The organism is Streptomyces sp. IBSBF 2435 (assembly GCF_036815005.1).
Taxonomy (GTDB): Bacteria; Actinomycetota; Actinomycetes; order Streptomycetales; family Streptomycetaceae; genus Actinacidiphila.
The window spans coordinates 1-12401 of the sequence record NZ_JAJSYW010000203.1 but is presented as its reverse complement, the minus strand read 5'-3'; the positions used below and the strand labels follow the sequence as shown (position 1 = coordinate 12401).

Annotated in this window: 11 protein-coding genes; 5 read left to right on the top strand and 6 right to left on the bottom strand. The window is 72.9% G+C overall.

The window, feature by feature from the left end:
• Positions 1 to 232: 232 nt before the first annotated feature.
• From V7E46_RS28785 to V7E46_RS28770, 4 genes are read right to left on the bottom strand one after another with little or no spacing between them, the layout of a single operon-like run.
• Positions 233 to 1555, bottom strand: a complete 1323-nt coding sequence (locus tag V7E46_RS28785; RefSeq protein ID WP_333771163.1) for an ABC transporter substrate-binding protein — start codon at positions 1553 to 1555, stop codon at positions 233 to 235.
• Positions 1555 to 2466: a carbohydrate ABC transporter permease gene (locus V7E46_RS28780; RefSeq protein ID WP_443054377.1), complete on the bottom strand. Its 912-nt coding sequence runs from the start codon at positions 2464 to 2466 to the stop codon at positions 1555 to 1557. The genes V7E46_RS28785 and V7E46_RS28780 overlap by 1 nt, the downstream gene beginning before the upstream one ends.
• Complete coding sequence (locus V7E46_RS28775; protein ID WP_333771161.1) at positions 2463 to 3416, bottom strand: carbohydrate ABC transporter permease; 954 nt, start codon at positions 3414 to 3416, stop codon at positions 2463 to 2465. Before V7E46_RS28775 ends, V7E46_RS28780 begins: the two co-directional genes overlap by 4 nt.
• Positions 3413 to 4501 carry a LacI family DNA-binding transcriptional regulator gene (locus V7E46_RS28770; protein WP_333771160.1) on the bottom strand — a complete coding sequence of 363 codons (1089 nt, stop codon included), beginning with the start codon at positions 4499 to 4501 and terminating at the stop codon, positions 3413 to 3415. The genes V7E46_RS28775 and V7E46_RS28770 overlap by 4 nt, the downstream gene beginning before the upstream one ends.
• Positions 4502 to 4984: 483 nt before the next feature.
• Between V7E46_RS28770 and V7E46_RS28765 the strand changes: the two genes are divergently transcribed.
• The 5 genes from V7E46_RS28765 (at position 4985) to V7E46_RS28745 (ending at position 10056) form a co-directional block, all read left to right on the top strand.
• Positions 4985 to 7342 carry an FUSC family protein gene (locus tag V7E46_RS28765; protein WP_333771158.1) on the top strand — a complete coding sequence of 786 codons (2358 nt, stop codon included), beginning with the start codon at positions 4985 to 4987 and terminating at the stop codon, positions 7340 to 7342.
• A 253-nt stretch (positions 7343 to 7595) separates the two neighbouring features.
• Complete coding sequence (locus tag V7E46_RS28760) at positions 7596 to 7787, top strand: DUF6381 family protein (protein ID WP_333771157.1); 192 nt, start codon at positions 7596 to 7598, stop codon at positions 7785 to 7787.
• Positions 7788 to 7824: 37 nt separating this feature from the next.
• Complete coding sequence (locus V7E46_RS28755; RefSeq protein ID WP_333771156.1) at positions 7825 to 9015, top strand: alpha-hydroxy-acid oxidizing protein; 1191 nt, start codon at positions 7825 to 7827, stop codon at positions 9013 to 9015.
• 87 nt (positions 9016 to 9102) lie between these two features.
• Positions 9103 to 9552 carry a YunG family protein gene (locus tag V7E46_RS28750; protein WP_333771155.1) on the top strand — a complete coding sequence of 150 codons (450 nt, stop codon included), beginning with the start codon at positions 9103 to 9105 and terminating at the stop codon, positions 9550 to 9552.
• Between the two features lie 183 nt (positions 9553 to 9735).
• Positions 9736 to 10056, top strand: coding sequence for a hypothetical protein (locus V7E46_RS28745; RefSeq protein ID WP_333771154.1), 321 nt, complete (start codon positions 9736 to 9738; stop codon positions 10054 to 10056).
• 96 nt (positions 10057 to 10152) lie between these two features.
• Here V7E46_RS28745 and V7E46_RS28740 read toward each other — a convergent pair whose 3' ends face one another.
• On the bottom strand, positions 10153 to 10611 hold the full coding sequence (locus V7E46_RS28740; RefSeq protein ID WP_329181576.1) for an Lrp/AsnC family transcriptional regulator: 459 nt from the start codon (positions 10609 to 10611) through the stop codon (positions 10153 to 10155).
• Positions 10612 to 10729: 118 nt separating this feature from the next.
• Entirely contained in the window at positions 10730 to 12253 is a 1524-nt protein-coding gene (locus tag V7E46_RS28735) for a rhamnulokinase (protein WP_333771152.1), read from the bottom strand.
• Positions 12254 to 12401: the final 148 nt, after the last annotated feature.

Below are 12401 nucleotides of genomic sequence, written 5' to 3'. Positions count from 1 at the left end.
GCGTGGGGGGACGGGGTCAGATACGGGCCGGAGGTGTCGGGTAGGGCGGGAGTTGTGCTCATGCCGTGCCATTTCCTGGTGAGTCATGCTGTGTGGTGCGTGCGTCCGCCGTGCTCCTGCGCCCCGGTCGGCGGCGGTCGCGGCGGCGGACGTAACGCGGCTCCGGGCATGTCCGTTGCTCCTTGTCGTCATGGCGGGTACGGCGGCGGGGTGCGCGGTCGGCGGCGCGGCGTCAGGTGCGGTAGCGGTCGAAGACCCGGTTGCCGTCGCGCACCAGCTTCTTGCGCAGCGTGTCGAGGCCTATGCCGCCGCTGAAGAACTGCTGGAGCGCCGGGGTGGCGACCTTGTCCGACCACTCGGGATAGCCGCGCCGGCCCAGCGCCGGGGACGCCACCAGGTGCGCGGCCACCGACATCCCGGTGTTCCAGCCGAGCTTGTCCGTGGTGATCGACGGGTCGTGCAGGGCGTCGGTGCCGGTCGGGGCCATCCAGTCGCCCCTGGCCAGTTCCACCAGATGGTCGGTCCGCGTCATGAAGTCGATGAAGGCCGCCGCCGACGCCTTGTGCCCGCAGTCCTTGGACACCGACAGCGTCTGCGGGCTGACGCCCTGGGCGCGCCCGCCGTCCGGGGCGCCGGCGCCGACCGGCAGCGGCAGGGTGACCCAGTCGAAGTGGGCCGGCGCCTGCTGCTGTATCTGCTGCCGGTAGGACAGGTTGAGCGGCAGCATCGCGTAACGCCCGGCGAAGAAGCCGGGCAGCGCGTCGCCGCCGCTCATGCCCAGCGCGGTGGCGGGCGCCGACCTGTCGGTGCCGACCTGGCGGCGTACCAGCTCCGCGAAGGCCGAATCGGCCTGGTCCAGGCGCACTTCGGTACGCCCGTCGTCCTTGCGGTAGAGGATCCGGCCGCCGGTGGTCAGCGCCAGATTCAGCGTCACGCTGACCGGTGAACCCATCGGCCAGGCGATGCCGTAGCGCTCGGCCGAGCCGCCGCCCGTGTGCGACAGCTCCTTGGCGATGTCCTCGAACTCCTGCCAGGTCCAGGGTTTCGCGGCGTCCGGCAGGCCGATGCCCGCCTTGGCCAGCAGGGTGCGGTTGGCGATCAGGACCCGCGGCTCCTGGAGGAACGGCACCCCGTAGAGCCCGCCGCCGGAGCGGGCCATGTCCCAGACCGCGGACGGGATACGGCCGCGCGTGGCCGCGGGCAGCAGGGGTGTCAGGTCGGCGAGGTAGCCGCCGGACCCGAAGTCGGTGAGGTCGTTGCCCTCGTCGTGGATGATGTCGGGCGCGGTTCCGCCCTCGAAGGAGGTGAGCAGCTGGTCGTGGACGTCGTCCCAACTGCCCTGCACATAGCGGACCTGCACCTCGGGGTGCTGGTCGTTCCACTGGGCCACCAGCGCCTTGTTGGTCTTGACCGACTCCTCCTGCCAGGCCAGTGACAGGAAGTCCAGGGTGGGCACGCCCGCCCCGGCCGACGAACCGCAGCCGGACACTACGGCGGCGGAGCCGGCGGCCGCGGCGGTGGCCGCGGCGCCGGTGAGCAGGCTGCGTCGGCGCATCAGCCTTTCACCGCCCCGGACAGCATGCCGCCGACCAGGCGCTTTTGCAGCAGCGCGAAGAAGACCAGGCTGGGAATGGTGGCGAGCACCGACGCGGCGGCCAGCGGGCCGAGGTCCGCGGCGCCCTCGGCACCGGTGAAGTGGGTGAGGATCACGGACATCGTCTGCTTCTCCGGCGACTTGAGCAGGACCAGGGCGAAGAAGAACTCGTTCCAGGAGGTCACGAAGGCGAACATCAGCGTCGCGACCAGCCCGGGTGTCAGCAGCGGAAGGACCACGCTGCGCAGCGTCCGCAGCCGGCTGCAGCCGTCGATCGCCGCGGCCTCCTCCAGCGACACCGGCACCGCTTTGACGTAGCTCTGCAGCATCCACAGCACGAAGGGCAGCGTCCACACCACGTAAACGACGACCAGGCCGGCCCTGGAATCGATCAGGTGCAGATTTTTCAGCACCATGAACAACGGGATGATGATCAGCACCAGCGGGAACATCTGGCTCACCAGGATCCACCCGGTGCCGGCCCGGCTGACCGCGCCCTTGAAGCGCACCATCGCGTACGCGGCGGGCACCGCGACCGCCACCGAGACCAGCGCGGCTGCGCCCGCCACCAGCAGGCTGTTGAGCGCCGCGTGCAGCAGCGGCTGCTCGTCGAGCGCGGCGCGGAAATTGCCCAGCGTCGGATGCCTGGGCAGCCAGGCCGGGTTGACCGAGCCCAGTTCCCGGGGCGATTTGAAGGCGGTGGACACCAGCCACAGCAGTGGGAAGGCCAGGAAGACCAGATAGCACAGCAGCGCCGCGTACTGCCCGGTCCTGCCCGCGCGGCGGCGCGCATCGCGGCGGCTGGGCCGGGGCAGCGGGCGGGAGGCGGGCTGCTCGGCGGCCTGTTCGGGTGCGGGGACGGCGGCGCTCACTGGTCGGCCTCCTTGAGACGGTTGCGCAGGAAGACGGTCAGCAGCACGGCGATCACCGCGATCATCACCAGGCCCATGGCCGCCGCGTAGCCGAACTGCCCGTAGCGGAAGGCCTCTTCGTAGGCGAAGAGCATCGGCAGCCGGGTCTTGCCGCCGGGGCCGCCGTTGGTCAGCACGAAGACCAGGCCGAAGGAGTTGAAATTCCAGATGAAGTTCAGCGCGGTGATGGACAGCACCACCGGTTTGAGGGTCGGCCACGTCACGGTGGTGAAGCGGCGCCAGAGCCCGGCCCCGTCGACAGCGGCCGCCTCGTGCAGTTCCACCGGTACGTTCTGCAGGCCGGCCAGCAGCACCACCGTGGTCTGCGGCATGCCCGCCCATACGCCGACCACGATGACCGCGGGCAGCGCGAGCGACAGGCTGGACAGCCAGTCGGTGTGGCCCGACGTCAGATGCAGTTGGCGCAGCGTGTTGTTGAGGACGCCCGCGTCCGGGTTGTAGACCAGCCGCCACATGATGCCGACCACGACCTCCGGCATCGCCCACGGCACCAGCGCCAGGGTGCGCGCCAGCCAGCGGAAGCGCAGGTTCTGGTTGAGCAGCAGGGCCAGGCCGAGCGCCAGCAGCAGCTGGATCGCGGTGACGCAGACCGCCCAGATCAGGCCGATCCTGAACGAGTCCCAGAACAGCGAGTCGAGCCGCAGATCCGCGAAATTGCGCACGCCGGTGAAGGACGTGGACCGCGTGACGCCGGACTGGGCGTCGGTGAAGGCCAGCGCCATCCCGTACACCAGCGGTCCGACGCTCAGCACCAGCACCGGTATCAGCGCGGGCAGCAGCAGGAACCAGGCGTCCCGGTCCAGGCCCAGCATCCGGCGGCGGGCGGCCGCCGTACGCGGCGGGGGAGTGCCGGCGCCGGGCCGCGGCTGGGTGGCCGTCGCGGTGCTCATGACGCGCTCACCGCCATGGTACCGGCGCCGGCCCGAGCCTGTCCCGCGGCGGTACGCGTACCGGTCGCGGCCCGCGTGCCGGTGGTGGACTCGCGGACCACCAGGCGGGGCGCGACCGTCTCGCAGCGCACCTCGTGGCCGCCGCCCTCGAGGCGGGCCACCAGCATCTCGGCGGCGAGCCGCCCGCGTTCGGCGGAGCCGAGGTCCACGCTGGTCAGTGCCGGGTAACCCGCCCTGGCCAGCTCGCTGTCGTCCATCCCCACCACCGCGAGGTCGTCGGGTATCCGCAGGTCGCGGTCGTGCGCGGCATGGGCGGCGCCGAGCGCGAGCTGGTCGTTGGCGCAGAAGACGCTGTCGGTGCCCGGATGCGCGTCCAGCAGCCGGTGGGCCGCCCGCGCCCCGGCCTCGATGCCGAAGTCGGTGGTGACGGTGAGCGCGGGGTCGGGGGTGATGCCCGCCTCGCGCAGCGCCGTCTCGTAACCGATCCTGCGGTTGCGGCCCGGCACGGTGTCGGCCGGGCCGTTGATGAACGCGATCCGCCGCCGCCCGCACTCCATCAGATGCCGTACCGCCAGGGCGGTGCCCGACACCGAGTCGGCCCGCACGCTGTCCACGGCGGTCGCGTCGGGCAGCGACCCGATGACGACCACAGGGAGGGCGGCACGCGCCAGCACCTCCAAGTGGGCGTCGGTCACCCGTATCGGGCACAGGATCAGCCCGTCGCTCGTACGGTCGGCGAGGCTGCGCACCACGTCCAGCTCGTCCTCGGCGACCGCGTCGGTGGAGTGCAGCAGCAGCCGGTAGCCCAGCGGCTTTGTGACCGCCTGTATCTGCCGGACCATCGAGACATAGGCCGGATTGCCCACATCCGGCATGGCGAAGGTCAGTTGCCGGGTACGGCCGCCCTTGAGGGACCTGGCCACACCGTTGGGCACGTAGCCCAGTTCCGCTGCGGCCTGCTCAACTCGCCGGACGGTGTTGGGACGAGCCCCGTGACCATTGAGAACGCGCGAGACCGAGGCGATGGACACCCCCGCTCGCGCGGCGATGGTCTCCACGGTCGGTGGTCCGCCCGAAGTCGTCATAGTCGTCCCCTTGTTGTCCGACGGCAAACTGTAAACGTTTACAGAACCATCCTTCGCCGACCCCTCGTTGGGGGAGTGGTTTCCGCAATGTTGCGCGGGAGTTTCACTGACGGTCAATTGATTGTGGCCTGAATCGCGTCCCGGAGGGAAGCGTTCAGGAAAATCCTGTCCGCTACGTGGCCGGGCGGTGGATCACAACCGGTCGTCGTACCGTATCTGCTGACGGCCCGGCAGAAGCTCGCCCGGTCGCGGCAAACCGGTCCGCGACCGCCCGCGCACCGGCGTCCGCCGGCGGCAACGGTGCCCGGGCGTAACGCCGCCGGACCGGTACTGCCGGGCCGCCGGACCCGGGCCGACAGGACGGCGTGCCGCGGTCAAGCGGCGGAACTCCGCTTCACCGGCGCTTACACCCGCGATACTCGACGCCAACGGTGCGCCGGGTCGGCCCGGCACCCTCGCCCGGCCGACCGGAGGAACGCCCCCATGGATACCCCGCCTTCCGCCCCGAGCGGCGTCCGCCGGCGGCTGCGGGCGCTGCCGGCCTGGCTGCGGGCCAAGGACCCGGGCCTGGCCGCCACCCGGAGGGCCGGCCGCGGCGCCATCGTGATGCCCGCGCTGTTCGCCCTGTGCAGCAAGGCCGTCGGCTCGCCCGTGATGGCCGGCTTCGCCGCCTTCGGCGCGTTCTCGATGCTGCTGCTGGTCGACTTCACCGGGCCTGTCGTGCAGCGGCTGCGCGCGCACGCCGCCCTCGCCGTGGCCTGGGCGGTGCTGATCTGCCTGGGCACCGCGGTCTCCCGGGTGACCTGGCTCGGCGTGGCGACCATGGTCGTGGTCGGCTTCCTGGTGCTCTTCTCCGGCATCGTCAGCTCCGTGCTGGCCGGCGCCACGACCGCGCTGCTGCTCGGCTTCATCCTGCCGGTGTCGCTGGCCGCACCGCTGTCCGCGCTGCCCGACCGGCTGGCCGGCGCGGGGCTCGCCACCGCCGCCTCGATGCTCGCTGTCACCCTGCTGTGGCCGCGCCCCTCCACCGACCCGCTCGGCGCACCCGCCGCCGCGGTCTGCCGCGCGGTCGCCGTACGGCTGCGTGTCGACGCCGCCCTGGTGCTCGGCCCCGAGACGCCCAGCCCCGCGGACTGCCTGGCCGCCGCCACCGGTGCCGCCGACGCCGGAGCCGGGCTGCGCCGCGCCTTCGACTCCACGCCCTACCGCCCCACCGGCCTGTCCACCGGCGCCCGCGCCCTGGTCCGGCTGGTCGACGAACTCACCTGGCTCACCGCGATCGTGGCGCACAGCGGCACACCGCTGGACGCCGCCCACCGCCGGGTGACAGCGCCCTGCCTGGTCAGACAGGCCGCCGCGCACACCCTCGACGAGGCCGCGGACCTGCTGGAGGGCCGGCACACCGACCCCGCGCCGCTGGGGGCCGCCGCCGAGGCGCTGCGCACGGCCCTGGACGACATGGAGCGCGACGCCACCGCCCGGCTGCCGGTGCAGCGCGCCTCGTCCGACCTCGGCCAGGACCAGGACGTCACCGACTTCCTCGGCTCCCTCGACGTGTCCTTCCGCGCGCAGGAGCTGAGCTTCGCCGTCCTGCAGATCGCCGCCAACGTCGACCTCGCCGCCGCCGCGGAAAGGCGCGGCTGGGTCGACCGGCTGCTCGGCCGCGAACCCGGCGGCCTCGTACCGCCGCTCACCGCCGCCCGCGAGCGCGCCGCCGCGCACCTCGACCCGCACTCGGTGTGGCTGCACAACAGCGTGCGCGGCGCGGTGGGGCTCGGCCTCGCCGTGGCCATCACCGACGTGACCAGCGTCCAGCACTCCTTCTGGGTGGTGCTCGGCGCCCTGTCCGTGCTGCGCTCCAACGCCCTGAACACCGGCCAGAACGCGGTACGCGGGCTGGCCGGCACGGTCGTCGGCTCCATCGTGGGAGCCGGGCTGCTGCACCTCATCGGCCACAACTCCGTCCTGCTGTGGTTCCTGCTGCCGCTCGCCGTGCTGGTCGCCGGCATCGCGCCCGCCGCGATCTCCTTCGCCGCGGGCCAGGCCGCCTTCACCGTGACCCTGGTGATCCTCTTCAACATCGGCCAGGTTCCCGACTGGCGGGTCGGCCTCTTCCGGGTCGAGGACATCGCGCTCGGCTGCCTGGTCAGCATCGTGGTCGGACTGTTCTTCTGGCCGCGCGGCGCCTCGGCGGCCGTCGGCGAGGCGCTGGCGGAGGCGTACGCCGACAGCGCGGACTATCTGGCGGGAGCCGTGGACTTCGCGGTCGGCTGCTGCACCGCGGGCCCGGAACCGGCCGCGGCGCCACTGGAGGCCGGGCGGCAGGCCGCCGCGGCGGCCCGGCGGCTCGACGACGCCTTCCGCAACTACCTGTCCGAGCGCGGACCCAAGCCGGTGCCGCTCGCGGAGATGACCACGCTGGTCACGGGCGTGGTCGGCCTGCGGCTCGCCGCCGACGCGGTGCTCGGCATATGGCAGCGCGCCGGCGACCTGCACAGCGATTCCGAGCGGGCCGCGGCGCGCTCGGAACTGCTCTCCAGCGCCGACCGGGTCTCGGTCTGGTACCACGGCCTCGCGGACGGCCTCGGCGGCCGTCACCCCGTGCCCGAGCCCCTCCCGGCCGACCGCGCGGCCGAGGGCCGCCTGGCCGCTGCCGTACGCCGCGACCTGCGCGACGTGCGGGGCCGCGCCACCGCGACGGCGGTCCGCATCATCTGGACCGGCGACCACGTCGACGCGGCCCGCCGCCTCCAGACCTCCCTGGCCACCGCGGCCCGGGCCACCACGCCCCGCCGGTGGCCTTCATCCGGTCGGCCGGATGGCAGGGGCGTTTTCAGGTAACCGTCTCGCGGACGTACGCCTCGCGCGGTGTCGGCAGCGACCGACGGGGAGCACGGCCGGCAGGTCCGCGGCGAGACTGTCCTGCTGCCGGGCTGGGTACGCGTCCCGTCCCGCACACAGCCCACGACGCCGGGAACGGCCTGACCAGCCAGGACGTGCCCGGGGCCTGAGGCGCCGCGGGCAAATGTGGACGGCAGCGGCACACCCTGCTTCGCTGGAGGCGAGAGCCCTACGCAGGGAGCGAGGTCCCGCCATGACATCGACAGAAGCGTCGCACCGCCACGTGCAGCAGCTCCGCGACGAGGCGCACAGGCTCGCGACCGACGCCGACCGCGCCGATGACGCCGACGAGCGCACCCGGCTCCAGCGGGAAGCGCGGCAATTGGAGTCGGACAGCGACCAGGAAAGCATGATGGCGGCCGGGGACATCTATCCTGCGCAATGAACCGCGCCCGCCCGCCCGAACACGAGGACGACGCCTGATGAGCGACGAGCAACGACCGCACCCGTCCACGGCGTTCGGGAACTACCAGAACGACATCTATCTCCGCGCCCTCGGCGGTGTACTGCCGGACCTGCCGATGACGTTCAGCGAGCTGGAGGCCCGCGCAGCCGCGGCGATGCCACCGTCGCTGCTGTCGTACGTCGCGGGCGGCGCGGGGGACGAGGCCACACAGCGGGCGAATGTCGAGGCGTTCGCCCGCTGGGGCGTCTACCCGCGGATGTTCGTCGGGGCCCGGGAGCGGGACCTGTCCGTCGAGCTGTTCGGCACGACCTGGCCCTCGCCGCTCTTTATGGCGCCGGTCGGGGTGATCGGCCTGTGCGCGCAGGACGGGCACGGCGACCTCGCCACCGCACGGGCCGCGGCCAGGACCGGCGTGCCGATGGTCGCCTCGACCCTGAGCGTCGACCCGATGGAGGACGTCGCGCCCGAGCTGGGCGCCACCCCCGGTTTCTTCCAGCTCTACACGCCCACCGACCGCGACCTGGCGGAAAGCCTGATCCACCGGGCGGAGCGCGCGGGCTACACGGCGATCGTGGTCGCCCTCGACACCTGGGTCACCGGCTGGCGCCCGCGCGACCTGGCGACCGGCAATTTCCCCCAGCTGCGCGGCCACTGCCTGGCCAACTACTTCACCGACCCGGTCTTCCACCGACTGCTCGGCAAGCACCCGCAGGACGACCCGCAAGGGGCCGTACTGCTCTGGACCCAGCTCTTCGGCAACGCCCTGACCTGGGACGACCTCGCCTGGCTGCGGTCGGTGACGACACTGCCGCTGATCGTGAAGGGCATCTGCCACCCGGACGACGCGCGCCGCGCCAAGGACGGCGGCGTCGACGGCATCTACTGCTCCAACCACGGGGGCCGCCAGGCCAACGGCGGACTGCCCGCACTGACCGTGCTCCCCGACGTCGTCGCCGCGGCCGACGGGCTGCCCGTCCTGTTCGACTCCGGCGTGCGGTCGGGCGCGGATCTGGTCAAGGCGCTGGCGCTGGGGGCGACGGCGGTCGGCATCGGCCGTCCGTACGCGTACGGCTGCGCGCTGGGCGGCACCGACGGCATTGTCCACGTACTGAGGTCGGTGCTCGCCGAGGCCGACCTGATCATGGCGGTCGACGGTTACCCGAGCCCGGCCGACCTCACCCCGGAGAGCCTGCGACCGCTGCCCTGACCCCGGGGCGGTGGCGCGAGTCCTGCGCCGCCGCCGCTCCCCACAGCTGAACCCGGCATTGTCAGTGGCGGGTGCGAGGCTGCACGTATGACCACCTGGAATCTGCTGGACCTCGACAGGGCGCTGCGCGCGTCATGGGCCGCCGACACCTGTTCGCCCGACGACCAGGACGAGTGGCGGCCGGAGAATCCCGCCTGGGGCCACTGCGACATCAGCGCCCTGCTGGTCCACGACCTCCTCGGCGGCGACCTCATGCTCGGCGAGGTCCAACTGGCCGGTGAACAGCACGGCTTCCACTGGTGGAATGCGCTGCCGAGCGGCATACAGCTCGATGTGACGCTCGAACAGTTCCGGCGCGGCCAGCGCGTCACCGCCGCCCGGGTCGTCGCCCGCCCGCCGGGACCGCTGCCGCGCCGGTGGGACGACTATCTGCTGCTGCGCGAGCGCGTCGCCCGGCACCTCGGCCCGCTGCCCGGCCCGGGCGCCATGGCGCGCCCCGCGGAAGACGGCGCCGGACAGCTGCCGACACCCCGCTGACGTCCGGACCGGTCAGTCCGCGGCCCGCTGGGCGAAACGGCCGTACGCCGCCGTACCGGTGGCGCTGGACACCCGGCCGATCGCGGCAGAGCCGTTCGTGGGCGACGAGGAGATACGGTCACCCTTTCGACTCCGGTACGCGGCGCGCCCGTACCGGGCAACAGCAAGGACAAGGAACCACAAGTGACCCACAGGTACTACGTGTTCGGCTCCGCCACCGGCACGCCCGCCGGTATCGGCCCGGCAATCGCCCTGGCACTCGGCGCCGAGTGCGAGGTCCGCGACAGCTCCTACGCGGGCGGTGCCTACTGCCTGCTCCGCGGCGCGGACTTCGACCGGCTCACCGTCGAGGCCAACTGGGAGGACGACGACGGCTGCCTCGCCGAACCCGACTACCCCGACGCCCGGGTGCTGCTCTACCTGACCAACCCGGCACCGCGCGTGCTGGAGACCCTGTCCGCCCTGCCGGACGTCGCCGAACTCAGCGCTCTCGTACTCGACTAGCGCACCCGGCGCCGGGACCGCCCTCGGTGCCACGTCGTCGTCCTCGCTCTTCCGCGCGGACGGCGGCGCCCACGCGCGGCGGCACAGATCCGGGGTTCAGTCGGTGACCTTGATCTTCTTCATCGTCGGCTGCGAGATCACCCGCGCGACTCCCGGAATGCCGATGATCTTCCCGGTCTGGAAGGCCTCGTACGCCGCGTAGTCGGCGACCAGGACCCGCAGGTGGTAGTCGGGGGTGCCGAACAGTCGGCGGAATTCGACGACTTCCTCGTACGCGGCGATGGTCGTCTCCAGCCCTTCCAGCGTTTTGAGGTCGCTCACCGACACCTCGATCGAGACGATCACCTCAAGGCCGAGCCCCGCGGCCTCGGGGCTGATACGGGCCCGGTAGCCGGTGATCACCCCGGCCTCTTCCAGTCGCTTGACCCGCCGCAGACACGGCGGCGGCGTCAGGCCGACCCGGCGCGCCAGCTCGACATTGGTCAGCCGCCCGTCCTGCTGGAGATGGAACAAGATGTCGCGATCCGTCTGATCGAGTTCGCGTTCATTGCTCATCAGGCCATCCTAGGGTCACATTCCACCCGCCTGACCTCGGCTCGTAGGTCTGCGGCACCGCGCCGCCCGCCCGCGCCCGCTGTCGCGCCCTCCGGGGTGGCGGGGCGCGGCCGGAGGCTCACTGGCCGGTCCCCGGGGCGAGCGGGCGGCGGGACCCGGAGGTCAGCCGGGCCTCGGCGGCATCCCATGCCCGGCTGTCGCCCTGCGGGCGGTAGTGGCGCAGCTGCTGTGTGTCGGCGACGAGTTGCCGCGTCTGCGCGAGGTCGCCGACCAGGCCGTGAGCGCGGGCCTGCACCAGGACGTTGCCGATGGCGGTGGCCTCGGTCGGGCCGGCGACGACCGGCAACCCGGTGGCGTCGGCGGTCAGTTGGCAGAGCAGTTCGTTGCGGCTGCCGCCGCCGACGAGGTGGACGCGGGTGATGTCCCAGTCGGCGAGTTGCGCGGCCCGGCGCAAGACCCGGCGGTGCGCCAAGGCCAGGCTCTCCAGTACGCAGCGGACCACCGCGCCGGGCTCGGCCGGCGGGTGAGGGCCTGCGTGGAAGGAATGCTCGGCGATGGCGGCGGGCATGTCGTCGGGGGCGAGGAACTCCGGTGCGTCCGGGTCGATCAGTGCCGCGAGCGGTTCAGCCCGCGCGGCGGCTGCCAGCAGCGAGGACAGGCCGGCCGGCCGGCCCCGGGCGGCCCAGACGCGCCGGCACTCCTCAAGCAGCCACATGCCCATGATGTTGCGCAGATAGCGGACGGTGCCGTCGATCCCGCGCTCGTTGGTGAAGTCGGCCGCCCGCGACTCCTCGCTGAGGACCGGCGCGTCCAGCTCCAGCCCGGCCAGCGACCACGTACCGCACGAGATGTACGCGGCCCCCGGGCCCGTGGCGGGCACGGCGGCCACGGCCGACGCGGTGTCGTGGGAGGCGACGGCGACGACGGGCGTACCGGCGGGCAGGCCCGTGGCGGCGGCGACGTACGGCAGCAGCGTGCCGGCCGGTGTACCGGGTTCCCGCAGCGGCGGCAGCAGGGCCGGGTCGAGCCCGGTGGCCGCCGCGATGTCCAGTGACCAGGCGCCGGTCCGCGCGTCGAGCAGGCCGGTGGTCGAGGCGTTGGTGATCTCCGCGCCGACCGAGCCGGTCAGCCAGTACGTCAGCAGGTCGGGGATGAGCAACAGGGTTCGGGCGGCCGCGAGTTGGGCCGATCCGCGCGCCGCGGCCAGTTGGAAGACGGTGTTGAACGGCAGGTGCTGCAAGCCGGTGGCGCCGTAGAGCCGCCGTGTACCGACCCGGTCGCGTACCCGCTCGGCCAGGCCGCGGGTGCGGTCGTCGCGGTAGTGGTGGGGCAGGCCGAGCAGCGCGCCGTCCGCGTCGAGCAGTCCGTAGTCCACCGCCCAGGTGTCGATGCCGATGGACGCCACCGGCCCGGCCTTCGCGGCTTCGCGCAGCCCGTCGATCACGCCCTGGAAGAGGCCGGGCAGATTCCAGTGCAGCCCGGTGGGCAGCCGGAGCGGGGTGTTGGGGAAGCGGTGGACCTCGGCGAGGTCCAGGCCGCCCCGCCCCACCCGGCCGACGATCACCCGGCCGCTCGTCGCGCCGAGGTCCACCGCGGCGAAGGCGGACGGGCCGGCGGAAACGGGCGGTGCGGTCGAGGTCACGGGACATTCCTTGATCGGCGGACAGGGTGACGGGGGCCAGCTGCGGCCTGGGAGGACGGGGCGGCCCGGCGGCGGAGGCGGGTACGGCTCGCCCCCGGAAGCAGCGCCCGGAAGCAGCGCCCGGAAGCGGCGCCCCCTGGACGCCCCC

Bases quoted from the DNA above. Each gene is read 5' to 3' on its own strand.
- V7E46_RS28755 (WP_333771156.1), top strand. From the start codon at position 7,825: ATGAGCGACGAGCAACGACCGCACCCGTCCACGGCGTTCGGGAACTAC.
- V7E46_RS28750 (WP_333771155.1), top strand. From the start codon at position 9,103: ATGACCACCTGGAATCTGCTGGACCTCGACAGGGCGCTGCGCGCGTCA.
- V7E46_RS28760 (WP_333771157.1), top strand. From the start codon at position 7,596: ATGACATCGACAGAAGCGTCGCACCGCCACGTGCAGCAGCTCCGCGAC.
- V7E46_RS28765 (WP_333771158.1), top strand. From the start codon at position 4,985: ATGGATACCCCGCCTTCCGCCCCGAGCGGCGTCCGCCGGCGGCTGCGG.
- V7E46_RS28740 (WP_329181576.1), bottom strand. From the start codon at position 10,611: ATGAGCAATGAACGCGAACTCGATCAGACGGATCGCGACATCTTGTTC.
- V7E46_RS28770 (WP_333771160.1), bottom strand. From the start codon at position 4,501: ATGACGACTTCGGGCGGACCACCGACCGTGGAGACCATCGCCGCGCGA.
- V7E46_RS28775 (WP_333771161.1), bottom strand. From the start codon at position 3,416: ATGAGCACCGCGACGGCCACCCAGCCGCGGCCCGGCGCCGGCACTCCC.
- V7E46_RS28785 (WP_333771163.1), bottom strand. From the start codon at position 1,555: ATGCGCCGACGCAGCCTGCTCACCGGCGCCGCGGCCACCGCCGCGGCC.